At 68.0% G+C, this 26,554-nt stretch carries 27 protein-coding genes and 1 tRNA gene; 10 read left to right on the top strand and 18 right to left on the bottom strand.

All coding sequences use genetic code 11. The features are described from left to right. Positions 1 to 490 precede the first annotated feature (490 nt). On the bottom strand, positions 491 to 667 hold the full coding sequence (locus QZ258_RS02640; protein ID WP_294178799.1) for a hypothetical protein: 177 nt from the start codon (positions 665 to 667) through the stop codon (positions 491 to 493). A gap of 373 nt (positions 668 to 1,040) precedes the next feature. Between QZ258_RS02640 and QZ258_RS02645 the strand changes: the two genes are divergently transcribed. Further along, positions 1,041 to 2,885 carry a DUF4209 domain-containing protein gene (locus QZ258_RS02645; RefSeq protein ID WP_294178800.1) on the top strand — a complete coding sequence of 615 codons (1,845 nt, stop codon included), beginning with the start codon at positions 1,041 to 1,043 and terminating at the stop codon, positions 2,883 to 2,885. Positions 2,886 to 3,217: 332 nt separating this feature from the next. Here the strand turns inward: QZ258_RS02645 and QZ258_RS02650 are convergent, their stop codons facing one another. The 6 genes from QZ258_RS02650 to QZ258_RS02675 form a co-directional block, all read right to left on the bottom strand. Beyond that, positions 3,218 to 3,898 carry a hypothetical protein gene (locus QZ258_RS02650; protein ID WP_294178801.1) on the bottom strand — a complete coding sequence of 227 codons (681 nt, stop codon included), beginning with the start codon at positions 3,896 to 3,898 and terminating at the stop codon, positions 3,218 to 3,220. A 9-nt stretch (positions 3,899 to 3,907) separates the two neighbouring features. Beyond that, the gene (locus tag QZ258_RS02655) at positions 3,908 to 4,546 is read right to left on the bottom strand and encodes a helix-turn-helix domain-containing protein (RefSeq protein ID WP_294178802.1); all 639 of its coding nucleotides are present in this window, start codon (positions 4,544 to 4,546) and stop codon (positions 3,908 to 3,910) included. Beyond that, positions 4,543 to 5,358: a TIGR04255 family protein gene (locus tag QZ258_RS02660; protein WP_294178803.1), complete on the bottom strand. Its 816-nt coding sequence runs from the start codon at positions 5,356 to 5,358 to the stop codon at positions 4,543 to 4,545. Before QZ258_RS02660 ends, QZ258_RS02655 begins: the two co-directional genes overlap by 4 nt. Before the next feature lie 137 nt (positions 5,359 to 5,495). After that, positions 5,496 to 5,681 (bottom strand): excisionase family DNA-binding protein, encoded by a 186-nt coding sequence (locus QZ258_RS02665; protein ID WP_294178805.1) that lies wholly within the window; start codon positions 5,679 to 5,681, stop codon positions 5,496 to 5,498. A 337-nt stretch (positions 5,682 to 6,018) separates the two neighbouring features. Next, the gene (locus tag QZ258_RS02670; RefSeq protein WP_294178807.1) at positions 6,019 to 8,559 is read right to left on the bottom strand and encodes a LuxR C-terminal-related transcriptional regulator; all 2,541 of its coding nucleotides are present in this window, start codon (positions 8,557 to 8,559) and stop codon (positions 6,019 to 6,021) included. Positions 8,560 to 8,711: 152 nt separating this feature from the next. Beyond that, on the bottom strand, positions 8,712 to 9,284 hold the full coding sequence (locus tag QZ258_RS02675) for a hypothetical protein (protein WP_294178808.1): 573 nt from the start codon (positions 9,282 to 9,284) through the stop codon (positions 8,712 to 8,714). Positions 9,285 to 9,420: 136 nt separating this feature from the next. On the opposite strand from QZ258_RS02675, the gene QZ258_RS02680 reads away from it, so the two are divergent. Both QZ258_RS02680 and QZ258_RS02685 read left to right on the top strand, forming a co-directional pair. Then, positions 9,421 to 9,960 carry a peptidylprolyl isomerase gene (locus QZ258_RS02680; protein WP_294178809.1) on the top strand — a complete coding sequence of 180 codons (540 nt, stop codon included), beginning with the start codon at positions 9,421 to 9,423 and terminating at the stop codon, positions 9,958 to 9,960. Positions 9,961 to 10,160: 200 nt separating this feature from the next. Then, positions 10,161 to 10,865 (top strand): rhomboid family intramembrane serine protease, encoded by a 705-nt coding sequence (locus QZ258_RS02685; RefSeq protein WP_294178810.1) that lies wholly within the window; start codon positions 10,161 to 10,163, stop codon positions 10,863 to 10,865. A 64-nt stretch (positions 10,866 to 10,929) separates the two neighbouring features. Here QZ258_RS02685 and QZ258_RS02690 read toward each other — a convergent pair whose 3' ends face one another. Then, on the bottom strand, positions 10,930 to 11,172 hold the full coding sequence (locus QZ258_RS02690) for a cell division protein CrgA (RefSeq protein ID WP_294178811.1): 243 nt from the start codon (positions 11,170 to 11,172) through the stop codon (positions 10,930 to 10,932). Between the two features lie 84 nt (positions 11,173 to 11,256). On the opposite strand from QZ258_RS02690, the gene QZ258_RS02695 reads away from it, so the two are divergent. Genes QZ258_RS02695 through QZ258_RS02705 form a run of 3 tightly spaced genes read left to right on the top strand, consistent with a single transcriptional unit; the run spans position 11,257 to position 12,873 of the window. Next, positions 11,257 to 12,021 (top strand): class E sortase, encoded by a 765-nt coding sequence (locus QZ258_RS02695; protein WP_294178812.1) that lies wholly within the window; start codon positions 11,257 to 11,259, stop codon positions 12,019 to 12,021. A 19-nt stretch (positions 12,022 to 12,040) separates the two neighbouring features. Continuing rightward, positions 12,041 to 12,238, top strand: coding sequence for a hypothetical protein (locus tag QZ258_RS02700; protein ID WP_294178813.1), 198 nt, complete (start codon positions 12,041 to 12,043; stop codon positions 12,236 to 12,238). Further along, a complete protein-coding gene (locus tag QZ258_RS02705) occupies positions 12,235 to 12,873 on the top strand; it encodes an aminodeoxychorismate/anthranilate synthase component II (protein ID WP_294178814.1) in 639 nt (212 codons plus the stop codon). The genes QZ258_RS02700 and QZ258_RS02705 overlap by 4 nt, the downstream gene beginning before the upstream one ends. Before the next feature lie 30 nt (positions 12,874 to 12,903). On the opposite strand, the gene pknB is transcribed toward QZ258_RS02705, so the two are convergent. From pknB to QZ258_RS02740, 7 genes are read right to left on the bottom strand one after another with little or no spacing between them, the layout of a single operon-like run. Further along, on the bottom strand, positions 12,904 to 14,643 hold the full coding sequence (gene pknB / locus QZ258_RS02710; RefSeq protein WP_294178815.1) for a Stk1 family PASTA domain-containing Ser/Thr kinase: 1,740 nt from the start codon (positions 14,641 to 14,643) through the stop codon (positions 12,904 to 12,906). 56 nt (positions 14,644 to 14,699) lie between these two features. Continuing rightward, positions 14,700 to 16,373 (bottom strand): protein kinase, encoded by a 1,674-nt coding sequence (locus QZ258_RS02715; RefSeq protein ID WP_294178816.1) that lies wholly within the window; start codon positions 16,371 to 16,373, stop codon positions 14,700 to 14,702. Then, positions 16,370 to 17,827 (bottom strand): penicillin-binding protein 2, encoded by a 1,458-nt coding sequence (locus QZ258_RS02720; protein ID WP_294178817.1) that lies wholly within the window; start codon positions 17,825 to 17,827, stop codon positions 16,370 to 16,372. Before QZ258_RS02720 ends, QZ258_RS02715 begins: the two co-directional genes overlap by 4 nt. Further along, a complete protein-coding gene (locus QZ258_RS02725) occupies positions 17,824 to 19,212 on the bottom strand; it encodes an FtsW/RodA/SpoVE family cell cycle protein (protein ID WP_294178818.1) in 1,389 nt (462 codons plus the stop codon). The genes QZ258_RS02720 and QZ258_RS02725 overlap by 4 nt, the downstream gene beginning before the upstream one ends. Position 19,213: 1 nt before the next feature. Continuing rightward, positions 19,214 to 20,455 (bottom strand): PP2C family serine/threonine-protein phosphatase, encoded by a 1,242-nt coding sequence (locus tag QZ258_RS02730; protein WP_294178819.1) that lies wholly within the window; start codon positions 20,453 to 20,455, stop codon positions 19,214 to 19,216. A 3-nt stretch (positions 20,456 to 20,458) separates the two neighbouring features. Then, complete coding sequence (locus QZ258_RS02735; RefSeq protein ID WP_294178820.1) at positions 20,459 to 20,989, bottom strand: FHA domain-containing protein; 531 nt, start codon at positions 20,987 to 20,989, stop codon at positions 20,459 to 20,461. 31 nt (positions 20,990 to 21,020) lie between these two features. Continuing rightward, a complete protein-coding gene (locus QZ258_RS02740; protein ID WP_294178821.1) occupies positions 21,021 to 21,719 on the bottom strand; it encodes a DUF3662 and FHA domain-containing protein in 699 nt (232 codons plus the stop codon). Positions 21,720 to 21,980: 261 nt separating this feature from the next. On the opposite strand from QZ258_RS02740, the gene QZ258_RS02745 reads away from it, so the two are divergent. Further along, positions 21,981 to 22,066 (top strand) — tRNA-Leu (locus QZ258_RS02745). An 84-nt stretch (positions 22,067 to 22,150) separates the two neighbouring features. Next, on the top strand, positions 22,151 to 22,849 hold the full coding sequence (locus QZ258_RS02750) for an RraA family protein (RefSeq protein WP_294178822.1): 699 nt from the start codon (positions 22,151 to 22,153) through the stop codon (positions 22,847 to 22,849). A 27-nt stretch (positions 22,850 to 22,876) separates the two neighbouring features. On the opposite strand, the gene QZ258_RS02755 is transcribed toward QZ258_RS02750, so the two are convergent. Then, positions 22,877 to 23,497 (bottom strand): NADPH-dependent F420 reductase, encoded by a 621-nt coding sequence (locus QZ258_RS02755; RefSeq protein ID WP_294178823.1) that lies wholly within the window; start codon positions 23,495 to 23,497, stop codon positions 22,877 to 22,879. Positions 23,498 to 23,590: 93 nt separating this feature from the next. Here QZ258_RS02755 and QZ258_RS02760 point away from each other — a divergent pair, with 93 nt between their 5' ends. After that, positions 23,591 to 23,944 carry a helix-turn-helix domain-containing protein gene (locus tag QZ258_RS02760; RefSeq protein ID WP_294178824.1) on the top strand — a complete coding sequence of 118 codons (354 nt, stop codon included), beginning with the start codon at positions 23,591 to 23,593 and terminating at the stop codon, positions 23,942 to 23,944. A 21-nt stretch (positions 23,945 to 23,965) separates the two neighbouring features. Here QZ258_RS02760 and QZ258_RS02765 read toward each other — a convergent pair whose 3' ends face one another. Beyond that, on the bottom strand, positions 23,966 to 24,853 hold the full coding sequence (locus QZ258_RS02765; RefSeq protein ID WP_294178825.1) for a bile acid:sodium symporter family protein: 888 nt from the start codon (positions 24,851 to 24,853) through the stop codon (positions 23,966 to 23,968). Between the two features lie 34 nt (positions 24,854 to 24,887). After that, complete coding sequence (locus QZ258_RS02770) at positions 24,888 to 25,823, bottom strand: aldo/keto reductase (RefSeq protein WP_294178826.1); 936 nt, start codon at positions 25,821 to 25,823, stop codon at positions 24,888 to 24,890. 68 nt (positions 25,824 to 25,891) lie between these two features. Here QZ258_RS02770 and QZ258_RS02775 point away from each other — a divergent pair, with 68 nt between their 5' ends. Beyond that, positions 25,892 to 26,533: a LysE family translocator gene (locus QZ258_RS02775; RefSeq protein WP_294178827.1), complete on the top strand. Its 642-nt coding sequence runs from the start codon at positions 25,892 to 25,894 to the stop codon at positions 26,531 to 26,533. The last annotated feature ends 21 nt before the right edge of the window (positions 26,534 to 26,554 follow it).

The following is a 26,554-nucleotide window of genomic DNA, read 5'->3' on the forward strand; positions in this document are numbered from 1 at the left end:
TCCTGCTCACCGCGCCTTCGGTCCGTGACGTCACAGCAAGTCCTTAGTGTGCGTCCATACGGTCATCCGATGCACCTCGAACCTGCGGCAGATGGAGACTACGCTCTCCCCGTTCGTGCGGGCAGTTCGGATAGCGTCTACTTGGCTCTCCGTGAGGGGTGTTCTAGATCGTCTCCCAGGGTTCGCGACAACCTCCGACTCATCCTCAGCGGCACCGTCTGGTTCGTCGCCGAGAACGAGTTTCGCCTGATTCCACGCGGAACTTAGCCGCTCGAACCTCTGCCAGGTGTTCGGTTTGAGTCCACCCGCGTCCACTCTTCGAAATGCCTGGTGAGGAGGTCTTTTCTCCGAGTTCACGTCCAGTTCACGGTTGGTGCCGTCAGGTTCCGTGCCAGACAGCGTGCCAAAAAGGCGATCGAATTGGGTCGTTCCGGACGCAAAACGGCCCCCGATGGTCACTTCCGCCGAGGGCTTCCTGCGCGGGGTCAGATCAGTTGGCGACTGCGCGCAACGCCGCGTCTATGTTGGCGGCGATCACTGCTCCGCGCTCGACCGCAGTCCGCTGATACAGCAGCACCGCCGCCGGGGTCGAATGCCCGGCACGGGCTATTAGCTCGGGAATCGTCGCGCCCGACTGGGCTGCAAGCGTCAGTCCGGACGCACGCATGTCGTGGAACGTGAACTGTTCAAGCCCGACCCTCTTGCGATCACGCTTCCACGCACTCCGGAGTGCAGAGCGCGTCACCGCGCGCCCGTTGCAAGGAAAGCTGGAGACATGGTTTCGGCTTGCCGAGGGCCTGGACGTTGAACTGGCCACCGGTGTCTCTGCGTTGCATGGCTCTGGCCGCGAGCGCCGCCAAGCGGCAGGAACCTACTGCACGGCGAGATGTCGGGTCCGCCCGGCACAAATCCGCCCGGTGTATGTCCTGGCTCGTATTCGGGAACTAGCGAGGCTTCGCTTCGTGATTTCGAGAAACGACGCGGTGCGCTCCTCGGCCGTCAGATCGACAGATGTCTTCGCCCGTCACTAGCTTTCTTGCATGGAGTTCACCGCAGCCGAACTTGTCGCAGCGATTAGTGAGGTTGACACATCTGAGGTCATGCTTAGGGAGCCAGTAGAAGCATTCGGCGCGTTTCGCGAGCTGGCGGAGGGCTATCCCGAGGACGGTCCCCACCGAGTCGCGCTCGCGGCACTGTCGAACGTGGCCGGGATGATGCTGAAGCCCGACCGCTGGGAATCCCCATACGTACCGATGATGCAGTTCGGGGATCGGCGGAGCTGGCTCCCAGAGGATCTCACCGAGGTCCACATCGACTTCCTGCGGCAAGTGCGTTCGCAACTCCCGCCGGGTCAGCTTCGCGCACAGATAGTCGATGTCTTGTTCTTGCGGGTGACAGATGGTCGTGAACGATACGAGCTGGCGCAGGAGGTCGTACAAGCCTGGATCACGGTGGGGTTGCATGGAGAACTTGATCGAGAAGAAGAAAACGGTTGGCGTCGTGCAATTGAGATTGCCCTGCGATTCGGATTCGCCTCGCAGGTGACGGAACTTGTCGGCCTTGCGATGGAGCAGATTCGATCGGAGAGAGCAGCGCCCGCATGGCAATCCGCTCGCGTACTTCATGAGTCTGGTGCCGGACGTGAACACGCGGAGGAGATCAGCAGACGGCTGAGAGACCTGGCGGCCACGGTCGAGGATCTGCACTTCCGTCGCGAAATCCTCGATCAGGCGCGTCGGTGGGCGACGAGCAGTCAAGACTCTGCGGGCGTCGCCGAGATCGACGAGCAGCTCGGTGATCTCTGGTGGGAGGAAGCAAAGCGACGGAAGTCGTCATCGCACTTCCTGGCCAGAGACTGCCTTGGAAACGCATACAACCAGTACAAGCGCATCGAGCGGAGCCGGCGGTCGGCAACGACGAACCGAAGGCTCGCACGATTGCCGCGCAAAATTCGCGAGGAGGGGGAACTTGCGCTCGGTGAGATGAATGCTGTTGAGTCAGATCCCATCGATCTGACGGTGCTGAGGCAGCAAGCCGACGAAGTACTTAAGGAGGACGACAACCTTCGCGCCCTGGCTTCATGGTTCACTCGGGTCCCGCTTGATCCGGTCCAACAGGCGCGTGCAACCGCGGAAGAGTCGATGCGCGAACACCCCATTCAGCATCTGTTCTCCCGAACGACCGTGGCAACTGATGGCCGAACGGTGCAGCACTCCGCGAGTGCTCGCGGGCAAGGGGAAGTCCCAGGCGATGTCTGGAGCGAGATGCTGCGCCACTGGGAGTTGAAGGTTGGAATTCTTGCCCACGGCTACATCTGGCCAACGCTCGTCGAACTGAGCACCAAGTACAAGCTCGCGCCCGGCGACTTCGCGCTAATGGTTCGATCCTCTGCGTTCGTCCCACCTGAGCAAGAGCGGCACTATGTGATGGCGCTCCACAACGGCTACTACGGCAGACTAAGCGAGTCGATCTTCGTGCTCGCCCCTACCGTCGAGGCGTGTGTCCGTGCGTGTCTGCAGAGGGCTGGGATCGAGACCAGGAACCATCGCTCGGACGACACCGAGATCGAACCAGGACTGAGTGCGCTGATGGAGCTGGATGGTGTCGATGACGCGCTCACACCTGACCTGGCCTGGAACATCAGAGCGCTCTACTGCGGGCCGCTTGGCCCGAACTTGCGCAACCGAGTGGCCCACGGGCTTCTCTCCGAATCCGAGAGCAGCAGTGGCTACGTGCTGTTCGCTTGGTGGCTCGCACTACGACTCGCGTTCGTGCCGTTCTTCAACCATGTGATGGATGACTCAACGAAAGCTGAGGGCAGAAGCAGTTCAAAAGAAGAGCCAGAATCTGGACAGACCCCACCTCGTGATGATTCTGAAGAGTGAATGATCCCCCTCCGGGCGGTGCTCTGAGCTGGGATGCTGGAAAAGGACCCTTGCCCCACTCGGCGCAAAGACTGCAAGTGGTGGTGACTCACCCATTCGCAACGCCCTCGGTGCAGGTGGATGGCCAGGCCCAGATCTCAGCTCCCGCTCGAAGGCCTACCCGGAGACTCTCCGGCTTGGTGTCGTCGCTCCGGCCTGAGGGTCCGACGAGGGATTCGAGGCCGGGTGGGAGAGGCTGGAGCGCCCAAAGGCGCGGACCCCTACGGTTACCCCGTAGCTGGATCCTGCATCAATCACATAGTGAATGCAACTCGCGGACTGAGGGTCAGAAACTACCGACTTGTCTGCGCATGCCGCTTGGATGCAGCCGCCCTGACCTCTCGGCGCAGGTCGGCGTGGTTGATGTCGCTCTCCAGCGCCTTCCGCCGTCGACCGTCCTCTTCGTCAAGCCAGCTCTGGAAGTCGGTCGCTGCCGCCTCAACGTCGGCCGCATTGAGCGCTGTCGCAACACCGAGCGCTGCCTCCACCCACGACTCTTGCATCTCAGCCTCGGTGAGCACGGGGGCCGACTGCTCAAGGAACTGATTTAGCGGCAGGTCGAGCCGTGCATGATCTCTGACGATCCGCTGCTGGAGGACCAGAATGCCCTGACGCGAGAGGGATGCGATGCGATTCTCCAGCTTCAGTGAGGAGGATGGGACAGCCGTGGTATCCAGAAACTTGGCCGCGTAGTGTTTCCCGTCTTCGCGCAGGTCAGGAAGGGGCATGACCCGGAGGTGACGATCCCAGTCGCCCACCTTCTCGTAGCTTCCCACCGGTGCGACCTGGATGCGCTGAACTAGTTGCACCCCGCGTCTCATGCTGCATGGATGCATGACGACCTGCACGGTCAGGGGCGTGTCACCAAGTCCGGGCACAATAACGTTCTCGAACACGTCGCCTTGAAGAATCGGACGCGCGTAGGAAACGCCGTTCCGTTCTTCGTAAAGGTCATCTGAGGTAATGGCATCCATGCGGCCGCATCACTTGCCTCGGGGGCGGATGATCCGCTCACCTGCAGCATCCACCACGACCTCGTAGTTGCTGCGGTGATCCCGCCAGCCCGGCATCGCCTGGTCTAGGACGCTCTCGGCGTCCTGGCGTTGCTCAGCGATGTCGATGAGTGCCTCGGCATGCCCAGTGACGTACAGGTCGATGGGTCGAATGGTGTACCCGCTCGGGAGCGGGAGCTTCATTTCCATCCACTGTGCTGGGTCGGCGACGGCGCTTGTCTCCAGTACGTCCAGCAAGGCGGCAATCCGACCCAAGCTGTTTCGGTTCTCGGCACTCGCGGCACCACCGTTGCGCCACTTGCGGATAGCGGAGACGCTCACCCCGGCAGCAGCGGCGACATCGGACCAAGACATACCGCGAGAGGAGGTCAGCTCTGCGAGCAGCTCCGGCACACCTGCGCTCGTTGCCTTCGCGTGCGCCCGGTCATGGAGGTCGAGCGTACGGGTGCGCCCGTGGAGCGCATGCACGTCGTCGCGGAGCAGGTCCACATCGGTTCGTAGCCACGACGCGCTGATGGAGATTGCACGGGTGGCGTTCGCCTCTGCGTAGTCAGACGTCACAGCAGGCGCAATTGCGGTGGCCGTGGTGCGCTCAAGCGTGGAAGTCATTTTTCGCTCCTTCGGAACGTGTTGCGTGCATCGTCGGTGATGGAAGCTTGGAACGTGGCCCCCGACGGTCCATGCACAGCGTCAAGCGTGCTGGCGACCACATCAACGGACAACAGCGTGGCATCTGGTCCACTGAAGTCCTGGTAGCCATCCAGGTCGAGCACAAAAAAGGGCAAGTTCTGGTCGAACGGCGCGCGAACAAGCGCGGCAGGTGAGACCACAGCCCCCTGCGGGAGCGCAGCGAAGCGGAAGTTCAGTCCGCGATCCTGTCCGAAGTGATAGACCACGGTGCCTTCCGCCTGGAGCACCTCTGCGTCCGAGGGACCCAGGGCCAACTGGCCGAGCAGGCTTGGGTCAATCCACTTCGCCCAATCGCGGACGTTGGCGATGCCCGCATCGGGAAGTCGAATCTCATCGATGTACCGAAGACCGATACGCCGGATCGCGGGGGTCACGCCTGCCTCCACAAGCGCCCGGCAGCAGGTCAGAAGCTGCTCGCGGAACTCGGGGAAGTGAGAGTAGGCCGTCGTCTCCAGTGAGAGTCGATCTGAGGTCAGCGTCGCCACGGCTGTACTTGAGGTGTTCTTGAAGTTGCGGCCGGGTGTCTGCCTGATCTGAGGCGCAGCACCGGGACGGACCTCAAAATCGGCCTGCTGGAACTGATCCTGGACGGGCAACATCGGCTCAAGCGCGATGGAGATGGCGTCAACGATCTCTTGTTGACGTAGGCGGGCGGAGTCGCTGAAGCGGACCTCCGCGGCCACGAGGGCGAGCGGTGAGGACGGGAACACTTCCCTGTGTGCGTAGTCCATAATCAAATCAGCGTAGTGGGGTTGAACCTGGATTCGCACCGAATCTCGCACCAGAACATGCACCGATACTACGACCCGAACCTATCGAGAGGCTGTGAAGCCACGCGTCTGGAATGCGTTTGGGCGTTACTCCCGCGTTAAGACCGCCGAGCGCTCTCGACCAAAAGATGCACCGCGGTGGACTCGAACCTCACGTACCTTCCCACTTTGAGGAACTCGATCCGGCGCTCGCGGACAAGACGACGGACGAAGCTCTCCGGGACGGCAAGCTGCTTCGCAACCCCGTCAATGGTCAACAGCGGATGAGCCTTGTTGTGGGTCATCGGCGGACCTCCTTTCGTCTACTGCGCCGCCGACCCAACGCACGGAGACCAACGCTGTGCCAGATTTCGTGCCACTAGCACCGAAGACTTCTGGCACGCGGCGTTCAACGACGCTCAGGAGACGGCGCTCGTCTCCAGAAACAACGGGGGTTCCGCTGGTCGGATTCGGGCCGCTTTCTGCTTTGCAAGCAGGAGGTCAGGGGTTCGATTCCCCTAGGCTCCACTCCGCCAGCTGACCCGCCGCCGCTCCTGCGGCGTGTGCCGCTCCGCGCACCGAGCGCGGTCGCTGCGCTTCGCGGGGGTTCGTCGCACGATTGTCGTCGTCGGAGTCGGGGTCTTACGGGGCGGTAAGCAGGCCGGTTTCTTCGAGAACGTCGCGGAGCGCATCCCGGGAACTGACGCCGAGCTTTCGGTAGGCCGCCTGCAATTGGTTGTCGACCGTACGCACCGAGATCCCGAGTTCTTCGGCGATCTCCCGGGAACGCTGGCGCCGCGCGGCCGCGCGGGCCACGTCGAGCTCGCGCGGAGTGAGCAGCGGGCGGTCGGCGGGAGCCGCGGTGGGCGCATCGATGGCGGCGCGGAGGGCGAGCGCCGTCGCGGCCAGTCGTCGGCGGGCCGATGCGGAGATGTCGTCGCGCTCGACCCTCGCCAAGATGTCGGCGGCGGCGGCCGTGAGACCGGTGCTCGCGAGAGCGGTGGCCGCCGTGATCACCTGCTCGACGCGCCCCGAGCGCAGCGCGGCGGCCGCCGCGGCGACCGCGAGGGCCGGCTCGATGGTCTCGATCGCGTTTCGGCACAGTGCGTCCGCCACCTCGGCGGTGCGGTCGATGTCGTCGAAACGCAGCGCGCTCGCCAGAGTGAGCGAGGCCAGGAAGTCGTACGACGAGTCGATCGCATCGTCGACCGCGCGAAGGATGACCTCGGCGGCGCGCCTCGGCTCGCCGTCGGCCGCGGCGAGGAATGCCTCGCACTCGGCGCGGGTGAGCAGTGCGACACCGCTGACCGGCCCCGCCGCGTCAAGCTCCCCCAGCATGCGGCGCGCCACCTCGATGTCGCCGCGCTGGGCCGCGATCGACGCGCGCAGTCCGCGGGCGAACGGTGTCATCTCGCCGCCGTCCCAGCGGCGCAGCTGTTCCAGCGCGAGCTCGGCGAGAGCCTGCGCTTCGCCAAGTCGACCATCGTGAGCCCGCTGCCACGCAAGCATCGCGGTGAAGAACCCGACCTCGTCATAGGCCTCGGCGCGCACCGACTCCAGGTACGAGGCGGCTGCGGCCGCCTCGCCGGCGGCCCGCAGCGAGCAGACGCGTTCGATGCCGACGGCCATCGCCGCGGTGGGGGCGTCGGCACCGAGCACCTCGCGCGGAGCGGTGAGCGTGCGCGCGGCCGCCCGCGCGACGCCGAACTCGCCCCGAGCGGAGGCGGCAATCGTTGTCGCGATCGCGCTGCGCACCTCGACGGCCGACGACTCCTCGGCGAGGCTGCGCCAGCGCCAGAGGTCGGCATCGAGCGGGGCGGCATCACCGGCGTCGAGGGCTCGCCGCACCTGTTCGCCCTGCGCCACGGCGGCGGCCGGGTCGCCGCGACGAAGGGCGAGGTGCTCCCCGCGGCGGCGCGCGAGGGCGATGCGCTCGCGCGGCTTCGCGGCCAGCGCCGCGGCCTCGTCGAAGTGCGCGTCGGCGGCGTCCAGCTCGCCGATCACCGACGCCGCCGCCCCGGCGGCGAGCTGCGCGGCGAATGCCGCCGGACGCCGGCCGGGGAGCTGGGCCGCTGCCGCCGCCAGCCGCGCGGCGCTGCGCGCGTCGCCCGTCGCGGTGGCGTATGACGCCGCCCAGGTGAGTTCGGACGGATCGGTGGGTCGCCCGGCGCGCAGTTCCCACTCGGCCGCACGGAAACGCCGGGCGGGCCGCGCATCCCGTCGGAGCAGCCGCAAGGCCTCGCCGAGGATGCCGGTCACCTCGGGGCCGCGCTCCACCGCCTCCGCGATCAGCGGGTGCGCGATGCTGACCCGGCCCGACTCCTCGACGAGCAGCCCGCGCCGGACCAGCTCCGAAATGGTGCGCGGCGCATCGAAAGTCTCGATGATGTCGGTCGCGGCGACCGGCTGCGTGATCGCCACGAGGCACATCATCGCGCGGGAGGCGGCGGGAAGCTCCTCGACGCGGGAGTCGATGAGCGCAGCGAGGGCCGTCGGGGAGCGGTCCGGTTGGATCTCGACCTGGGTGCCTCGGTGCAGCACCCGCCCGCCGTCGATCGCCGACTCGACGATCATCCGAAGGTGCAACGCGTTTCCGCCGGTCTCCCAGGCGAGACGGCGAACATCCTCGTCGCGCGCCGGAAGTCGGAAGCGACGATGGAGCAGCTCGGCGATCTCGTCGAGTTCGAGCCCCACGAGTTCGTGGCGCTGCAGCAGACCGGAAGTGCCCAACTCCTCGAGTCGCGGAGGAAGAGCTTCGAGGGCGCGCGCGGTCGCGATCACGGTGGCGCCGAAGCCGGTGATGAGTCGCGCGACGGCCTCAGCCGACCGTTCGTCCAGCCGCGGGGCGTCGTCGACCAGCACGAGAGGCGGGGTCGGGCGCGAGCCGAGCACCTGCACGAGTTCGGTCAGGGCGTGCTCGCGTGCCGGGGGACCCAGCGCGTCCGCCACCGCCGCGAATGCGCCGAGCGGCACCGACGACTGCTCGGCGAGACCCTGCACGATGATCGGCGCGGAACCGGCGTGCCGCTGTGCCACGACCCGCGCTAGCGCCGATTTGCCGACGCCCGCCGGACCGTGGAGGAGATGGATGACTCCCGGGTGACGTGCGACCTCGTCCGCCACCTGGGCCAGCAGGCGTTCGCGCGGAACCAACGGCCAGGTGGCGCGGTGCTCTCCGGTCATCCGCGCACCCCCCGACTGTCGGATCTGCTCCTGCTCCCCGAAGTTAGCGTACGGAGCGGTCGCCGCGGGGGACAGACTCCGGCCGACACGACGAAGGCCTTCGACGCGGTCTGGCGACCGGGCCGAAGGCCTTCCCCGTGTGGTGAGGGGGCTTAGACCTCGTCGACGTCGGCTTCGCCGGCCTCGATGTCTTCGACCCACAGGTCATCGTCGGCGCGGAGCGTCTGCCACGCGGCGTAGGCGACGCTCGCGACCGCGAGAACGCCGAGTCCGATCAGCACGTAGGTGCCGGGGCCGGGCGACGACTTCACGGGTTCCGGTGCGACGGCCTTCCGGGCGCGCGAACTGAGGGTGGCGGTGGCCGAGCTGGCACGCTTCACCACGTCGCGCACGTGCGGGTCCTTCGCGGCTTCGAGCACCGCGAGCGCCGAGCCGATCGCACCCGACACGGCGGGGATCACGTCGTCGGCGAGCTTGCCGCGCGCGTCGCGCGACACGGCGCGACCCTTGGCGACGCCGGTCGCGAACAGCGGCTTGACGCGGTCTTCGTAGCCTCCGCGCACGCGCGGGCCCACCTCTTCACGCGCGTAGTTCGCGGCCTGACGGCGGGCGTCGCGCAGCACATCGGCGGCGTGCTCGAGCGTCTCGCGCTGCTCATCCCACAACTGGTCGGCCGATCGCTTGAGCTTCTTCAGCTCCCGCTGGCGTTTGCGTGACAGTCCCATGGCGTCCTCCGTCTGCGGTCTGCGGCGTGTCCTTCCATCCTGCCAGGTCGCCCAACCCGGTCCAAGGGTCCAAGGGCCCGCCCGGCTGGGCATCCGCTGAGAGCGGGCCCCATGACGCGCATGACAGAATTGTGGGATGCCTCAACCCACTGCCATCGCCACCATGCACACGAGCCTCGGCGACATCCGCCTCAACCTGTTCGGAAACCACGCCCCCAAGACGGTCGACAATTTCGTCGGCCTCGCGACGGGAACCAAGGAGTGGACGCACCCGCAGACGGGTGTCACCTCGACCACCCCGCTCTACGACGGAGTGATCTTCCACCGCATCATCACGCAGTTCATGCTTCAGGGCGGCGACCCGCTCGGCATGGGCGTCGGCGGCCCGGGTTACGAGTTCGACGACGAGATCAACCCCGAACTCGACTTCACGCAGCCCTACATCCTCGCCATGGCGAACGCCGACACGCGCGGCGGACGCGGCACCAACGGTTCGCAGTTCTTCATCACGACGGTGCCCACGACCTGGCTTCAGGGCAAGCACACGATCTTCGGCGAGGTCGCCGATGACGAGTCGAAGAAGGTCGTCGACGCGATCGAGGCCGTCGAGACGGATGCGCGCGACAAGCCGTTGACGGACGTCGTGATCACGAGCGTCACCGTCGAATCCCTGTAGTGACCGGCGAGGCGGCGACCGCGGCGGGGGTCTGCTATCGGCACCCCGACCGACAGAGCTGGGTGCTGTGCCAGCGCTGCGGGCGCACCATCTGCCCGGAGTGCCAGACGCAGGCCGCGGTCGGCGTCCAGTGCCCGGAATGCGTCCGGGAGGGGCGCGCGGCAACGCGGCCGACGGCCTCGCGGTCTCGCCTCGCGCGCATGTTCCGGCCCGGGGGCACCACTCCCGTCGTGTCGATGTCGATCGGCGCGCTCTGCGTGCTGCTGTACGTGCTGCAGCTGGTCACCGGCGGCGCCGTCACCTCGGCCCTGTTGATGAACCCGAGCGTGATCGTGAGCGAGCCGTGGCGCCTGCTGACCAGCGCGTTCGTGCACTCGCCGAGTTCGTTCCTGCACATCGCGTTCAACATGTACGCGCTCGCGATCTTCGGCCCGGTGCTGGAGAGCTTCCTCGGTCGTAGCCGGTTCCTCGCGATGTATCTCCTGGCGGCGTTCGGCGGCAACGTCGCGGGCGTGCTGATCTACCAGTTGGCGGTGGTGACCGGCGGCGCATCGATCGTGCTGACGAACGGCTTCCTGCAGCCGGCCGCCTCGCTGGGTGCCTCGGGCGCGATCTTCGGGCTGATGGGCGCGCTGCTCGCGCTGCGCAAGGCGCTCGGGGTGCAGATCACGCAGCTGCTGGTCGTGCTCGGCCTCAACGTGGTGATCGGATTCCTGGTGCCCAACATCGCCTGGGAGGCCCACTTGGGCGGTCTCGCGGTCGGCTTCGCGGTGGGAACCCTGTTCTCGCGGTTGCGCCGTCCGACTCAGAAGCGGCAACGCATCCTGGGGCTCGTCACGATCGGGGCGGTGCTCGTGGTCATCTGCATCGCGAGCGTGCTCGCCGCTCCCGGCGCCTACTCCTAGGGTCGCGAGTTATCCCCAGGCCTCTCCACAGTGTGGAGGAATGACACGGGTGTAATTCGACGATTTATCGCCAGCGGGTGGTCATCAGGAAGCCGATGAACATGATGCCGAAGCCGACCAGGATGTTCCAGTTTCCGAGCTGCGGCACCGGCCACGACGTCTGGCTCAGGTAGAACACGATGATCCACACGAGTCCGAGCAGCATGAATCCGAACATGACCGGCTTGAACCACACCGGGTTCGGCGCGTCGTTGCCCGCCTTCGGCTCAGGGGAGTCGGCGGAGGTGCGGGTGGTGTCTCGGGCCATGTTGGGGATTCTAGCGGACCGCTCTGCGCCGTCGATCTCGAACGCAGGGCAGTCAGCTGTGACCTACCCCAGTAGAATCGCCGCATGACGTCGCGTCGAGAGCTGCGAGAGGCGGGGCACCGCGCGAAGCCGCGTCGGCGCCGCCCGCGGGTCACGGTCGTCGGGGTTCTCGGGGAACTGCTCGTCACGGCCGGATTCCTGGTGCTCGCCTTCGTCGGCTGGCAGCTCTGGCTCAACGACATCATCGTCGGCCAGCAGCTCGAGGCCGAGTCGCTGGAGATCACCCAGGAGTGGGACAAGACCATCGGCGAGGCCGTGCGCGGCGACACCGACGATCCGCCGGTCATGAAGCCGGTCGCCGAGACCGAGCGCTTCGCGCTGCTCATCGTGCCGCGGTTCGGGGACGACTACTATCGACCGATCGCCGAAGGCGTCGGCACCTGGAGCGTGCTGAACAAGAACAACCTCGGCCACTACCCCGGCACGCAGATGCCCGGCGAGGTCGGCAACTTCGCGATCGCCGCGCACCGCAAGGCCTACGGCGGCAACCTCGAGAACATCCACAAGCTGCAGGTCGGCGACACGGTCTACGTCGAGACCCAGGACGGCTGGTACGGCTACGTGTTTCGCAACCTGGAGTACGTGACGCCGCGCGGCGTCGGTGTCATCGACCCGGTTCCGCAGATGGAGGGCGTCAGCCCCGAGGAACGACTCATCACGATGACCACGTGCAACCCGTTCTTCTCCACGGCGGAGCGCATCATCGCCTACGGCGTCTTCGACCAGTTCTATCCGCGTGCGGATGGGCCCCCGGCCGAGATCGCCGAGACGGTGCAGGCGTCGTCGTGACCGACCGAGGAGACAACTGATGTACGCGACGCTCTGGTATGTGCTGCCGGGCCCGTGGTGGGTGCGCGTGCTCATCCTTCTCGTGCTGCTGACCGCCGTCATGACGGCGCTGGTGATCTGGGTCTTCCCGATCATCGATGGCCTCGTCGCACCGCAGGATGTGACCGTGGAAGATGGGGCGCCTCAGGCCCTGAACCAGATTGGCGGAGGTCGATGACCCGGGTTCTTGTCGTCGACAACTACGACAGCTTCGTGTACACCCTCGTCGGCTACCTGCAGCAGCTGGGTGCCGAGACGGACGTGATCCGCAACGACGACATCGCCGAGGCGGAGGTGCCGGCCCGGATCGCCGAGTACGACGCGGTGCTGCTGTCGCCCGGACCGGGGACCCCGGCCCACGCGGGCATCTCGATTCCGATCGTGCACGCCGCGATCGACAGCAAGCTGCCGCTGCTCGGCGTCTGCCTCGGCCACCAGGCGATCGCCGAGGCGCTCGGCGCCACGGTCACGCACGCCGACGAGCTGATGCACGGCAAGACCTCGCAGGTGACGCACGACGACAGCGAATTCTTCGCCGGCGTTCCGAGCGAGTTCCGCGCGACGCGCTACCACTCGCTCGCCGTCGTCGACGGCACCGTCCCGGCGGAGCTCGAGGTGACGGCGCGCACGACCGGCGGCGTGATCATGGGGCTGCGGCACCGCGAGGCTCCCGTCCTCGGGGTGCAGTTCCACCCCGAATCGGTGCTGACCGAGGGCGGCTACCGGATGCTCGGCAACTGGCTGGCGACCGCGGGGCTCGCCGTCGCCGCCGAGCGCGCGCGCGACCTGACCCCGCTGGTCAAGCTCGGCTGACCGCGCCGGAGCTTCTCGACCGAGGCAGCGCTACGGCTGGCAGTAGACGACGGTGACGGTCGACTTCTGCGGCTGATCGCCCTTGATCGACTGCGACACGACCTGGCCGCCGGAGCACGACGTGTCCTGCTGGAGCTTGACCGTCAGCTGCAGCACGCCCAGACCGTCGCGGGCGGTGGTGACCGGTTCGCCGACGTAGTCGGGGATGTTGACCAGTCCGTTCGAGATCACCAGGTTCACATCGGGAACGGCATCGCCGTCCGGCGAGACCTCGACCGCGCGGGTCACGACCTCGGTGCTCCCGGGCAGTTCGACGCCGATGACGACGCCCTTGGCGACGTTCGCCGAATAGGTCGATCGCGTCGAACCGTAGGTGAGCCCGAGCTCCTCGATCTTGGCGATCGCATCGGCCTCGGTGGAGTAGGTGAGGCTCGGCAGGGTGACGGCGGGCGGACCGGCGGAGACGACGATCGTGATCTCGTAGCCGGGCCCGACGCGGGTGCCCGCTTCGGGCGTCGTCTCGAGGATCTGGCCTGCGGGCGCGGTCACATCGGTGCGGTTGACCTGATCGATCTGCAGGCCGCTGTCGATGATCGACTGGCTCACGTCGGTGAACTGCTCGCCGACGACATCCGGCACCTCGATGGCGGTTCCGGGGCCGGAGAGCGTCGGCCCGGTGAGGGTGAAGACCCAGTAGAGCGCAGCACCCACGATGATGGCGAAGAGGGCGATGGATCCCCAGATCCAGGCGACCGGAGGGCGCGACTGCGTGCGCGGAGCGCGGTCGCCGCCGGAGTCCTCGGTGAGGCGCCGCATCGTGGCGACCGAGGCTGCCGAGGAGTTCGGGTTGACCCCGAACAGCGCGGCACCGAAGTCGTCGGTGGCGGGCGCCGCGTCGGGCACCTTGCCGGCGAGGGCGATCTCGAGATCGGAGCGGAAGTCGGCGGCCGACTGGTGGCGCTCGAATCGGTCCTTCGCGAGCGCGCGCAGCACCACGGCGCTGAGCGCCGGGGAGATGGCCGAGTTGAGCGTGTTCGGCGGAACGGGCGCTTCGCTGACGTGCTGGTAGGCGACCGCGACCGCGCCCTCGGCGCGGAACGGCGCCTGGCCGGTGAGCATCTCGTAGAGCACGACCCCGGTCGAGTAGAGGTCGGTGCGAGCGTCGACCGCCTCGCCGCGCGCCTGCTCGGGCGAGAAGTACTGGGCGGTGCCGAGGATCGCGCTGGTCTGCGCGATGGTGGCCGACGAGTCCGAGATCGCGCGTGCGATCCCGAAGTCCATGACCTTCACCTGACCGTTCTGGGTGATCATCACGTTGCCGGGCTTGATGTCGCGGTGCACGACGCCCGCGCGATGCGAGTACTCGAGCGCGGTCAGGATTCCTTCGGCGATGCGCACAGCTTCGGCCGGCTCCACGGGGCCGGCCTCGAGCACGTCCTTCAGCAGCTTGCCCTCGACCCGCTCCATCACGATGAACGGCAGCTGGAGCTCGCCGCCCGCGGGATCAGGGACGGTCTGCTCCCCGGCGTCGTAGACGCGCACGATCGTCGGGTGTGACATCCGCGCGGCGGCCTGGGCCTCCTGGCGGAAGCGGGTGCGGAAGGCCGGGTCGGAGGCGAGCGCGGGGCGCAGAAGCTTGACGGCGACGTTGCGACCGAGGCGGGCGTCGTAGCCCGCGTGCACCTCGGCCATGCCGCCCCGGCCGAGAAGCTCTCCGATTTGGTAGCGGTCAGCCAGAAGATGGGTTCCGGCGATCGGCCCCTCGGTCACGGCGTAGTCCTATCGGTCGTTGAGTCGGAGCAAGTGTAGTGGCTCGCGCTGAACCGCTAGTTGACGGTGATGTCGAGCGAGTCGGAGGGATCGGTGGTCAGGCCGCCGGGGCTGCACGAGGCGGTGTAGCTCACCGACGCGGTGCCGGGGCTTCCGAGAACGATGCTGATCGACGTCGCGTCGGCGGCGACCGGGTTGCCGCCGCTCGCGAAGGTCGCGTTCGTGAGGGTGAAGTTGTAGCCCGCGCGCGTGTAGCCGGCGGGGCATCCCGAGTACTGCGGGAAGTTGATGACGATCGTCTGCCCCGCCGTGTACGGTCCGACCGTCGAGGAGGTCGGTGTGCTCGGGGTGGGTGCCCCGGGGTAGGACTGGTACACGCGGACGGTGACCTCTTCGCCCACGGCCAGATTGCCGGTCGGGCTGATCGACTGAACGGTGTCGTTCTGCGCGGGCGAACTCGCGACCGAGCCATCCTGGCGAACCACCTTGAGGCCGAGCTCCTCCAGCGCGGCCTGCACCTGGTTGAACGGCTGGCCCTCGTAGTCAGCGGCGCGAATCACGACCGGGGTCTCGCTGGGCTCCGGGGTCGGATCCGGCGTCGCCTCGGCCGAGGTGGGCGCCGGGGAGCTGGGCGTCGCCTCCGGGTCGGTGCCGCTCGGACTGATCGCGAGCACGATGATGATCGCCACGAGCGCGACGGTGAGCACCCCGACGAGGGCGACGAGCGGCCAGGTCCAGGGATTGCGTCGGGGCGTGGTGTCGAGCGGCGCGGTCGCGGTCGACACGCCGGCGCTGGCGCCGCCGACCCCGCCGGGCAGGATGCGGGTTGCGGCGGTGCCCATGACGGCGGTCGCGGCCGTGAGATCGGTTCCTTCGGCGAGGATCGGCACCGCGGCGATGGCGCCCGCGATGTCGTTGCGTCGCAGCGCCTGCGCGGCGCGCGCGAGATGCGCGGCCGAGGCCGGCCGATCTTCGGGGCGCTTCGCGATGCAGGAGTAGACGAGGTTGCGCACCATCTCGGACACGGTGACCGGCAGCTCCGGCGGGGCGTCATTGATCTGTGCCATCGCGATCGCGACCTGCGATTCGCCGGTGAACGGGCGACGGCCGGCGAGGGCCTCGTAGGCGACGATTCCGAGCGAGTAGATATCGGTCGAGGGCGAGGCCGAGTGGCCGCTCGCCTGCTCCGGCGAGAGGTACTGCACCGTCCCCATGACCTGACCGGTGGCCGTGAGCGGCACCTGGTCGGCGATCCGGGCGATGCCGAAGTCGGTGATCTTGACGCGGCCATCCGGCGTGATGAGGAGGTTTCCCGGCTTGATGTCGCGGTGCACGAGGCCGGCCTGATGCGCAGCCTGCAGCGCCGAGGCGGTCTGTGCCACGAAGTCGAGCACCTTGTCGCTCGGCAGCACGCGCTCGCGCTCGAGCACGGCGCTCAGCGCCTCGCCGGGCACGAGCTCCATGACGAGGAAGGCGGAGCCGTCCTCCTCGCCGTAGTCGAAGACGTTCGCGATGCCCTCGTGGTTCACCAGGGCCGCGTGGCGCGCCTCCGCCCGGAAGCGCTCCAGGAACCCGGGATCGCCGAGGTACTCGTCCTTCAAGATCTTGATCGCGACGGTGCGCCCGATCACGAGGTCGGTGGCCTGCCAGACCTCGCCCATGCCGCCGATGGCGATGCGGGACGACAGCTGATAGCGCCCCCCGAAGGTGAGCCCGCTTGTGGGTCTCATCTGTTCAGCACCGCCTCAATGACCTTCTTCGCAATCGGCGCCGCAACGGTGTTGCCGAACCCGGACTGCCCGAGTCCACCGCCATCTTCCACCACCACCGCAACCGCAACCTGTGGGTTGTCAGCCGGGGCAAAACCCGTGAACCAGAGCGTGTACGGCTCGCCCTCGCCATTCTGTGCTGTGCCGGTCTTGCCCGCGACGTCAACCCCCGTAATTGTCGCATTACTGGCGGCGCCGCTCGCGACGTTGTTGATCATCATGTCGCGCATCAGCGCGGCGGTCTCGCTGCTGAGCGGCGTGCCGTACACCTGCGGTTCCAGCGCCTGCACGATCGACAGGTCGGGCGCCACGATCTTGTCGACGAGCGTCGGCAGCATCTGTGTTCCGCCGGTGGCGATCGCGCCGGAGACCATCGCCATCTCGAGCGGAGTCACCCGCACGTTCGCCTGGCCGAACGAGGAGAGCATGAGCTGCGCCTCGCTCTCCGTCTGCGGGAAGATGCTCGGCGTGACGCTCATCGGAACGCTGATGCTCTCATCGCCGAAGCCGAAGCGGGCCGCCTGGGCGGCGATCGCCTCGTAGCCGAGCTCCTGGCCGAGCTCGGCGAACGGCACGTTGCACGACAACCGCAGTGCGTCGGCGATCGTGACCGTGTCGCCGCCGCCGCAGGCGCCGCCGCCCGAGTTCGAGACGACCGAGCTGCTCTCGGGCAGGGTGATGGTGCGCGGGTTCGGCAGCTCGCTGTCGGGGGTGTACTCCCCCGACTCCAGCGCGGCTGCGGCGACGATCAGCTTGAACGTCGAGCCGGGGTGATAGAGGTCGCCCGAGATCGCGCGGTTGATGAGCGGATCGTCGGTGTCGTTGAGCAGCTCGGTGTAGTTGTCGATGACGACACTCGAGTTGTGGCTGGCCAGGTCGTTCGGGTCGAAGCTCGGTGTGGAGACCATCGCCAGGATCGCGCCGGTCGTCGGGTCGATCGCGACGACCGACCCCTTCAGATCGCCCAGCGCATCCCATGCCGCCTGCTGCACCGCCGGATCGATGGTGACCTGCACGGCGGCGCCCTGCGGGTTCTGGCCGGTGAGGATGGCGTTCACCCGGTCGAGGAACTGCTCGCTCGCCGTGCCGCTCAGGAAGTCGTTGAGCTCGCCCTCGATGCCGGTCGTGCCCTGATCGAGCGTGAAGTAGCCCGTGACCGCGGCGTACAGCGGCCCGTTCGAGTACTCGCGCTGGTAGGAGTACTCGTCGTCCACCGGAACGGAGTTCGCGATGGCGATGCCGTCGACGAGGATCGAGCCGCGCTCGGCCGAGAAGCTGTCGTACAGCGTGCGGGCGTTGAACGGGTTGGCGGCGAGCTCGTCCTGCTGGAAGACCTGGATGATCGAGCTGGACGTGAACAGCGCGAGGAACATCAGCAGCACGAGCACGCTCACCCGGCGAAGTTCTTTGTTCATGAGGGAACCACCACCCAGCGCGGTTGGCTTCGCACCGAGTCGGAGAGCCGCAGCAGCAGCGCCACGATGATCCAGTTCGCGACGAGCGAGGAACCGCCGGCGGCGAGGAACGGCGTGGTGAGTCCGGTGAGCGGAATCACCCGCGTCACGCCGCCGATGACGATGAAGACCTGGAGCGCGACCACGAACGAGACGCCGACGCCGAGGAGCCGGCCGAAGTCATCCTGCCCGGTGAAGCCGATGCGGAATCCGCGCGAGACGAACAGCAGGTACAGGCAGAGAATCGCGAACAGGCCGATCAGTCCCAGCTCTTCGCCGAGGGTCGCCATGATGAAGTCGCTCTCGGCGAGCGGCACGATGTCGGGGCGCCCGCGGCCGAGTCCGGTGCCGAGAAGACCGCCGTTGGCCAGGCCGAAGATGCCCTGCACGAGCTGATAGCTCTGGTCGTCGGCGTACTCGGGGTTGAACGCGTCGAGCCAGGCGGTGAAGCGGTTGCCGACGTAGGTGAAGAGCCGGCTCGCCGCGAACGCACCGCCGACGAAGAGCAGCATGCCGAGGATGATCCAGCTCGGGCGCCCGGTGGCGACGTAGAGCATCACCAGGAACAGGCCGAAGTAGAGCAGCGAGGTTCCGAGGTCGCGCTGGCCGATGAGGACGACCATCGCGAACATCCAGACCACCAGGATCGGGCCGAGGTCGCGCGCGCGAGGGAACCGGATGCCGAGGATCGTGCGCCCCACGAGCGAGAGCGAGTCGCGCGCGGTGACGAGGTAGCCGGCGAAGAAGACCGCCAGCAGGATCTTGCCGATCTCACCGGGCTGGAAGGAGAGCCCGCCGACGCTGATCCAGACGTAGGCCCCGTTGACCGGGCGCCCGAGTCCCGGAACCAGCGGAAGAAGCAGCAGGATGAGCGCCGCGAGACCGATGACGTAGCGGTACCGCAGGAGCACCCGATGGTTGCGGATGAGCAGCAGCACGGCGAACGCGATGATGATCGCGATCGCCGACCAGGCGATCTGGCGGACGCCGGACGCATCCCAGCCGACAAGCTCCTTGGCGATGTCAATGCGGGTGATGCCGGCGATGCCGATCCCGTTGAGCACGGTCGCGATCGGCAGCACGAACGGGTCGGCGTCGGGGGCGACGACCCGCAGCGCGACGTGCACGGCGAGCACGAGGATGCCGAGGCCGGCGCCGAGGGCGAGCATGGTGCCGCCGATCCGGCCGAGAGCGCCGATCTGCACCAGCCCGAGCGCGACGCCGTTGATCGCGATCGCGAGCAGCAGCATGCCCAGCTCGATGTTGCGCCGGCGCGCGGGCTGGCGGAGGCGAAGGCGGATCGTCGTCGTCAGCGGGGGGCGGGTCGCGGTGTCGGGTGACGTCATGTCAGCCGCCCGCCGCCGCTTGCAGCCGCGCGACGATGTCAAGCGCATCGCGCAGGTTGTCCGCGCTGATCGTCTTGGTCACCGCCTCCTGCTGGTATTCGGGCAGGTCGAGCAACTCGATCGCGGTCGTCTGGTACACGCTCGACAGCTCGAGCGGCCCGATCGTCGCCTGCACCCCCTGGAACACGGCCACCCGGCCGTCTTCCTCGCCGACGTAATAGTGCGACTGGGTCCAGCGGTACGACAGGAAGGCGGCGGCCACGATGGCGGCGATGGCCAGCACGAGCAGCAGCAGCGCCGAGATGCGCCTCCGGATCGCGCGCCGGCGATCCTCCTCGATCAGCTCCTCGAGGAAGCCCTCGCGTTCGGGTTCGAAGTGCGCATCCTCCGACTGCGAGGCCTTCAGCGGATGCAGCAGCAGCGTGGGGAGGCGGATGGGTCGGCGGACGGGCTCGGCGTCGAAGCTCAGCGGCGCCGCCGCCGAGCCGACGAGAACGGGCGGCGCGGGGTGCACCTCCTCCTCGTCGTCGATGTCGAGCAGCACGACCGTCACGTTGTCGGGGGCGCCGTGGTCGAGGCTCTCGCGCACCAGGCGGTCGGCGGCCGACTGCGGGGTGCGGAACGAGCCGAGAATCGACGCGATCTTCTCGTCGGAGACGTAGCTCGAGAGACCATCCGAGCAGAGCATCCAGCGGTCGCCGACGCGGGTGTCGAGGATCTTGGTGTCGATCTCGGGTGCGGCGTCGACATCGCCGAGCACGCGCATCAGCACCGAGCGACGCGGATGCACCGCGGCCTCCTCGGGCGTGATGCGTCCCGAGTCGACGAGGCGCTGCACGAAGGTGTGGTCGGCGGTGAGCTGCTCGAGCTCGCCGTCACGGTAGCGGTACACACGCGAGTCGCCGATGTGGGCGAGCGCGACGCGGTTGCCGACGCGGACGATGCCGCTGACGGTGGTGCCCATGCCGGTCAGCTCGTGGTGCTCGAACACGGTCTCGGCGAGCAGGCCGTTCGCCGCGATCAGCGCGTCATGCAGGGCCTGTTCGGCGTCCTCCGCCGTCGCGTAGGCGACATCCGCGTCGACGAGGCGCTTGGTCGTGATCGCCGAGGCGACGTCGCCGCCCGCGTGGCCGCCCATCCCGTCGGCGACCACGAAGAGGTGGGTGCCGGAGTAGCCGGAGTCCTGGTTGTTGGCCCGGATCCGACCGACGTGGGAGACCGCCGCGCTCGTGGGTGTCGTCATCGGCTACCGCCGCAGTTCGAAGCTCGTCGTGCCGATCGTCACCGGGACGTTCGGCGGAACCGGGGTGGGCAGCGTCACGCGCGCGCCGTCGACAACCGTGCCGTTGGTCGAGTCGAGATCCTGGATGACCCAGGAGTCGTTCCACAGCATGAGGCGCGCGTGGTGCGTGGAGGTGTAGTCATCGCGGATGACCAGCCCGGACTCGCTGGAGCGCCCGATGGTGAGCTGCTCGGCGGGCAGGTCGATCTCCATGCCCTCGCGCGGTCCGGAGGTGATGACCAGTCGACGCGGGGTGGTCTCGCTCGGACCGGGGGGCGCGCGGTGCGCCTCCACGCGCGGGGCGCTCGGCTTGTCGCTGGGGGCGGAGGGCGCCACCGCGGTGTCCTGGGCGCCGGCGACGGGTGCCGCATCCGGCAGCTTGCGGGCGCGCTGGCCGAAGAGATCGGAGCGCAGCGAGTACACGACGACGAAGACGAAGAACCACAACAGGAGCAGGAACCCCAGTTGCAGCAGAAGCAGAGTCAGTTCGCTCACGGGCGGCCAGGCTCCTTCAGCTCGTGAACACTCATGGCGTTCTCGGGTTCCGCGGGTCGGTGCCGGCCGCATGGGCGAGCACTCGGAACACGATACGGGTTCTGCCCAGTTCGATGACACTGTCGGGCTGGAGTGGCGCGGTGCCGAGGCGCACCCCGTTGAGCTTCGAGCCGTTGGTCGAGCCGAGGTCCTTGACCTGGCCGCGCTTGCCGTCCCACAGGATCTCGATGTGCTTCCGGCTGGTTCCGGGGTCATCGATCGTGATGTCGGCGTCGCTTCCGCGTCCGATCACGGTGCGCCCGGTCGGGAGCCGGTGCTGCTCTCCCGCGATGTCCAGGGTGGGCACCCAGTCGACCTCGCCCTTCACGTTGACCGAATCGATCCGCACGATGCCCTGGCTCAGGGTCGTGTCTTCGGTGAGTGTGATCGTGATGCCGCCCGCGAAGGAGTAATGCTGGGCGGCGGCGTGCTGCTGCACCAGCTGCGTGAACTCATCGATCAGCGGCTCGCCGAGCCCGCTCATCCGCTCGAAGTCGGCGGGGGCGAGGCGCACGGTGAACTGGTTGGGGGCGAGGATCCGGTCGCGCGAGACGACGGCTGCCTTGGTGTCGAGCTCGCGGCGGAGTGCGGCCGTCACCTCCAGCGGCTGCAGACCGCTTTTGAAGGTCTTGGCGAAGGCGCCGTTGACGACGCGTTCCAAGCCCTGCTCAAAGCTGTCGAGAATCCCCACGGGTCCCCTTCCGGCGTGCAGGCTCGGGCCGTGGCGCCCCAAGCCCGAATATGTTGATCGTAACGGGCCGAGCCGGGTTGGCTCTCGGACTTCGATTCCCGCGCCCCTTCCCACCCCGCTCCCGCCCCGCGAGCGGTGCCAAAAGCGCGGTCTGCGCATCCGGGACCGCACGTTTCGCACCGCTCGCGGGGGTGGGGGCGCGCGAGCGCCCCGGCACGCTGTGATAATCTCTGTCAGTTGATCGCCTCGGTGGTCACATGCGCGCGAGTGGTGAAATGGCAGACACGCTGGCTTCAGGTGCCAGTGCTCGCAAGGGCGTGCGGGTTCAAGTCCCGCCTCGCGCACCAAGAGATATCGACGGAAGCGGCACGCGGTCCAGTGCCGCCCGACTGGCTGGCGACAACCGGGTCGCCGGTTCCTAGCCTGGCCGCATGCCTCCGCTCGCAAACCCCCCAGCAACCCCGCCGACCGCAGCACTCGCCGATGCGTCGTTGCGCCTTGGTCTTCCGGTGCAGCTTGCGCCGGTCAGCCTTGCGTCGCTGGCGCGGGGCCGAATCGTCTCCGGTCGCGCGGCGCCCGTCACGCACCTGGGGAGCGTCGACGTGATCCTCGAGGCGATCGACGATGCGTCGGAGGGGGCGGTGCTCGTCGTCGACAACGGGGGCCGCGACGATGAGGCGTGCGTCGGCGATCTGATCGTGCTGGAGGCGGCGACAGCTGGGCTCGCGGCGGCGGTGATCTGGGGACGCCACCGCGACGAGGCGCAGCTGCGGGAGATCGGGCTGCCGGTGTGGAGCCGCGGCGCACATCCGTTCGGACCCCGCCGCGTTCCCCCCGCGGGCCGCGCCATGCGCAGCGCGATGCTCGACGGGGTGGCGGTCTCGGCTGACGACTGGATCGCCGCCGACGACGACGGCGTGCTCGTGTTCGCCGCCGCGCATCTCGACGCGCTCACCGCGACCGCCGCCGAGATCGTGCGCACCGAGGCCGCGCAGGCCGAGCGGATGCGCGCTGGCGATAGCCTGCGCGCGCAGCTCGACTTCGCCGGCTACCGCTCCCGCCAGGCGGCGGATCCCGACCTCACCCTGCGCCGCTACCTCACCGAGCGCGGCGGCGCGATCGAGGTGTAGGCGAGAGGCGTCGTCGTGCCCCCGCCATCACTCGGCTGCGCGATTCAACGCCGGAATCGCGTCGGTGACGTCGTACACGTTCATGAACAGCGGGCCGGGCGCCTCGCTCCACGAGACCGTCGCGCGACCGCCCGTGGCGACCGGCAGCAGGCCCGCGTCGATCACCAGGCGCGCCGCCGCGTTCGTTGCTTCGGCGCTCTCCGATGCGACGAAGACGGCAGCAGGATGCGCCGACATCGCGGCGCTCGCCTGCTGCACGGAGAGGTTGTGGAAAGCCTTGACGAGCACCGCTTCGGGGAGAGCCTCGGCGACGTGATCGTGCGCGGTCGCGGAGCCCAGTTCGATGAGGCCCGTGCGCTCCGGGTTGAACGGATTCGTTGTATCGATCACGATCTTCTCGCCCGCCGCCCCGAGTCGAGCGGCCGCATCCGCGATGCATTCGAATGGCGGCGCGAAGAGGATGACGTCGCTGCACTCGACGAGCTCTTCCACCTCGCTGGTCGAGGCTCGCGGTCCCAACGACGCAGCTGCCGCCGCGAGTGAGTCCGGATTGCGGGAGTAGCTGAGGATCACATCATGTCCTCGCTGGACCCATGCCTGACTGTAGAGCCGACCCACGTTGCCGGCGCCGACGATTCCAATGCGCACTGCGTTCCTCCTGACGACCTCGCGCTTCGATTGTCGAAGCAAAAGCCACGCTAATGCTTCGACTTTCGAAGCGCAAGGCGATATTCTGGCGGAATGTCTACTCCGATGCCCGGTCGCGCCGTTCGCGGCTCCCGTAGCGGGCGCCCGCTGTTCGCGCTGCTCGACCTGATGACTCGGCGATGGGCCATGCGCATCGTGTGGGAGCTTCAGTCGGGCGACCTCAGCTACCGCGAGCTGCAGCGGTCGTGCGATGGCATGTCTTCCTCAACGCTCGCGATCCGTCTGCGTGAACTAACGGACGCCGGTGTCGTCACGCGTCGCGACGACGGCGCGTACGGACTCACCGCCCTTGCGGTCGAGCTCCCCGCCGCCTTCGAGCCGCTGATCCACTGGTCCGCGCGGTGGGCTGAGAGCGACGACGAGGGGTCACCCCCGCTCACGTCATGAGGTGCCCGCGGCGCCCCGACCTCACATCGCGGCGGTCGCCGTCGCGGGCTCCCGAGCCCCCTTCCGCTCGCGAATGATGAACCCGAACGCGAGCGCGATGAAGAACATCAGCACGCCGTAGACGGCGGCGGGCAGCGACATCTCGACGCTGCCGATCACGGTCTGCGCGATCACGATCGCCAGCGTCGCGTTGTGGATGCCGATCTCGAACGAGCTGGCCACCGCCTGGCGTCGCTCCACCCGGAACAGGCGCGGCACGAAGAATCCCAGGGTGAGGCTCAGCACGCAGAACAGCACAACGATGCCGGCCAGCCCGGCGATGTTCGAGATCAGCAGGTCGAGGTTCGCGATGACGGCTCCCGCGATCACGATCGCCAGGATCAGCATGGAGGCGATCCGCACCGGCGTGTCCATCGCATCCGCGAATCGGGGCTTCCACCAGCGCACCAGCATGCCGAGCACGACCGGGCCGAGCACGATCGCGAACACCTCGACCGCCTTGGCGAACTGGATGCCGAGGCCGTCATCGCCGGGCAGGAAGAACGTGATCGCCAGGTTGGTGATGAGCGGCAGGGTGAAGATCGCGATGATCGAATTGATGGCCGTCAGCGAGATGTTCAGGGCGACGTCGCCGCGGAACAGGTGGCTGTAGAGGTTCGCGGTCGAACCGCCGGGGCTGGCGGCCAGCAGCAGCATGCCGACGGCGAGGATCGGCGGCAGCTGGAACAGCAGCACCAGGCCGAAGCAGAGGGCCGGCAGCAGCACCAGCTGGCAGCCGAGAGCGATGATCACCGCCTTCGGATGCTTGGCGACCCGGGCGAAATCACCGGGGGTGAGCGAGAGGCCGAGCCCGAACATGATGATGCCGAGCGCGACCGGAAGGCCGATGGCGGTCAACGTTGATCCCATGGCCGTCAGTCTGGCCTGAGCAATGCTCCGAGCGCTAGGCCCAGCCGCGCGCCGAGCGCTCCGCCCAGTACTGGGCGGGGTCGATCGTGAGAGCGGCGAGGTCGGCGGCGGCGACGCCGGGTTCCCGGGCGGCGAGGTTCGAGTGCAGCTGCTCGACCGTGACGGCGCCGCTCAGCACGATGTCGGCCCAGGGCTGGGCGAGCACGGCGCCGATCGCGAAGGCGTCCGCGCTCTGCCCCTCGCCGTCGGCGAGCCGGGCGGCGGCCGCGTCGGGTTCGACGAGGCGGCCATTGGCGAGGGCCTCTTTCACGACGACGAGCCAGCCGGTGGCGTCGGCGTGCGCGAGCGCGGGGCCGGCCGAGGGCTCGAGCAGGTTCCAGGTCGCCTGCACCACCGAGAACGGGGAGTCGGTCACGTCGAGGGCACGTTCGATCACGGCGCTCTGCTCGGGTCCGCTGGTCGAGATCCCGACGCGCACGCCGTCGTCGGCGAGGCGACGCAGCGCGTCCAGCAGCGGACCATCCGAGAGGGCGGGGCTCTCGGGGGTGACCGAGTGGATGAGGTAGAGGTCGGGATGAGTGCCGAGCGCCGCGACCGAGTGCGGCCACTGCCGCTCGAACATCGCCAGCGAGTGCTCTTTGCGCTCGTGCTGCGGCGCATCCATCCGCCAGTTGCCGACGTACTCGTAGCCCCACTTCGACCCGATCGTCAGCCGGTCGCGCCGACCCGGATGACGGGCGACCCAGGAGCCGAGGAATCCCTCGGCGTCGCCGTAGGAGCGGGCCGCGTCGACGTAGCGGATGCCCGACTCCCAGGCGGCCTCCAACAGCTCGTGGGCGCGTCGCCGCATGCCGTCGATGGTGCGCTCGGCCGGGTCGCCGAGGTCGCGGTCGCGCCCGCTCGTGATGTAGGCGGGACGTCCGATGGCGGCCAGCCCGAGGCCGATCCGCGACGCCGTGTTCTCGCTCACCATTCGACGGTATCGCGCCGCGTCGAACGGTGTCGAAACACTTCTCGCGCGCGGGTAATCTCAGCGCTATGCCCGATTGGCCGCACCTGGTCGCCTTCTCTCTCGCCGCTCTTGTTCTGATCGTGATTCCCGGACCGAGCGTGCTGTTCAGCGTCGGTCGGGCGCTCGCGCTCGGGCGTCGGGGCGGTGTGCTGAGCGTGCTCGGCAACGCGGTCGGGCTGATCCCGCTCATCGTCGCGGTCGCGGTGGGCCTCGGAGCGATCATCGTGCAATCGGTGCTGTTGTTCACGATCATCAAGATCGCCGGCGCCACCTACCTGATCTACCTCGGAGTGCAGGCGATCCGCCACCGGCACCGCAACGGCGCCGCACTCCTGGAGGGGGCGGCGGTCTCCCGCTCGCGCCGCCGGCTGCTCGGGGAGGGCTTCGTCGTCGGCATCACCAATCCGAAGACGATCGCGTTCTTCGTCGCCGTGCTGCCCCAGTTCGTGGTGGCGAGCGTCGGGCCGGCGTGGGTTCAGATGCTCGTCTTCGGGCTGATCTTCTTCGTTCTCGCGGTCATCTCCGACTCCGCGTGGGCGATCGCAGCCGGGTCGGCGCGCGACTGGTTCGCCAAGTCGCCGGCGCGCATCGCGAACCTGGGCGCGGTGGGCGGCGTCATGATGATCGGACTCGGGGGAACCCTCGCGTTCGCGGGCGCGAAGGCGTAACCGCCCAACGCGGTTATCCGC

The organism is uncultured Schumannella sp. (genome assembly GCF_905479755.1).
Taxonomy (GTDB): domain Bacteria; phylum Actinomycetota; class Actinomycetes; order Actinomycetales; family Microbacteriaceae; genus DCRR01.

What these genes read in the sequence shown, in the direction of transcription:
- QZ258_RS02640 (WP_294178799.1), bottom strand. Translation starts at nt 667, where the DNA reads ATGCGTGCGTCCGGACTGACGCTTGCAGCCCAGTCGGGCGCGACGATT.
- QZ258_RS02645 (WP_294178800.1), top strand. Translation starts at nt 1,041, where the DNA reads ATGGAGTTCACCGCAGCCGAACTTGTCGCAGCGATTAGTGAGGTTGAC.
- QZ258_RS02650 (WP_294178801.1), bottom strand. Translation starts at nt 3,898, where the DNA reads ATGGATGCCATTACCTCAGATGACCTTTACGAAGAACGGAACGGCGTT.
- QZ258_RS02655 (WP_294178802.1), bottom strand. Translation starts at nt 4,546, where the DNA reads ATGACTTCCACGCTTGAGCGCACCACGGCCACCGCAATTGCGCCTGCT.
- QZ258_RS02660 (WP_294178803.1), bottom strand. Translation starts at nt 5,358, where the DNA reads ATGGACTACGCACACAGGGAAGTGTTCCCGTCCTCACCGCTCGCCCTC.
- QZ258_RS02665 (WP_294178805.1), bottom strand. Translation starts at nt 5,681, where the DNA reads ATGACCCACAACAAGGCTCATCCGCTGTTGACCATTGACGGGGTTGCG.
- QZ258_RS02670 (WP_294178807.1), bottom strand. Translation starts at nt 8,559, where the DNA reads ATGACCGGAGAGCACCGCGCCACCTGGCCGTTGGTTCCGCGCGAACGC.
- QZ258_RS02675 (WP_294178808.1), bottom strand. Translation starts at nt 9,284, where the DNA reads ATGGGACTGTCACGCAAACGCCAGCGGGAGCTGAAGAAGCTCAAGCGA.
- QZ258_RS02680 (WP_294178809.1), top strand. Translation starts at nt 9,421, where the DNA reads ATGCCTCAACCCACTGCCATCGCCACCATGCACACGAGCCTCGGCGAC.
- QZ258_RS02685 (WP_294178810.1), top strand. Translation starts at nt 10,161, where the DNA reads ATGTTCCGGCCCGGGGGCACCACTCCCGTCGTGTCGATGTCGATCGGC.
- QZ258_RS02690 (WP_294178811.1), bottom strand. Translation starts at nt 11,172, where the DNA reads ATGGCCCGAGACACCACCCGCACCTCCGCCGACTCCCCTGAGCCGAAG.
- QZ258_RS02695 (WP_294178812.1), top strand. Translation starts at nt 11,257, where the DNA reads ATGACGTCGCGTCGAGAGCTGCGAGAGGCGGGGCACCGCGCGAAGCCG.
- QZ258_RS02700 (WP_294178813.1), top strand. Translation starts at nt 12,041, where the DNA reads ATGTACGCGACGCTCTGGTATGTGCTGCCGGGCCCGTGGTGGGTGCGC.
- QZ258_RS02705 (WP_294178814.1), top strand. Translation starts at nt 12,235, where the DNA reads ATGACCCGGGTTCTTGTCGTCGACAACTACGACAGCTTCGTGTACACC.
- QZ258_RS02715 (WP_294178816.1), bottom strand. Translation starts at nt 16,373, where the DNA reads ATGAGACCCACAAGCGGGCTCACCTTCGGGGGGCGCTATCAGCTGTCG.
- QZ258_RS02720 (WP_294178817.1), bottom strand. Translation starts at nt 17,827, where the DNA reads ATGAACAAAGAACTTCGCCGGGTGAGCGTGCTCGTGCTGCTGATGTTC.
- QZ258_RS02725 (WP_294178818.1), bottom strand. Translation starts at nt 19,212, where the DNA reads ATGACGTCACCCGACACCGCGACCCGCCCCCCGCTGACGACGACGATC.
- QZ258_RS02730 (WP_294178819.1), bottom strand. Translation starts at nt 20,455, where the DNA reads ATGACGACACCCACGAGCGCGGCGGTCTCCCACGTCGGTCGGATCCGG.
- QZ258_RS02750 (WP_294178822.1), top strand. Translation starts at nt 22,151, where the DNA reads ATGCCTCCGCTCGCAAACCCCCCAGCAACCCCGCCGACCGCAGCACTC.
- QZ258_RS02760 (WP_294178824.1), top strand. Translation starts at nt 23,591, where the DNA reads ATGTCTACTCCGATGCCCGGTCGCGCCGTTCGCGGCTCCCGTAGCGGG.
- QZ258_RS02765 (WP_294178825.1), bottom strand. Translation starts at nt 24,853, where the DNA reads ATGGGATCAACGTTGACCGCCATCGGCCTTCCGGTCGCGCTCGGCATC.
- QZ258_RS02775 (WP_294178827.1), top strand. Translation starts at nt 25,892, where the DNA reads ATGCCCGATTGGCCGCACCTGGTCGCCTTCTCTCTCGCCGCTCTTGTT.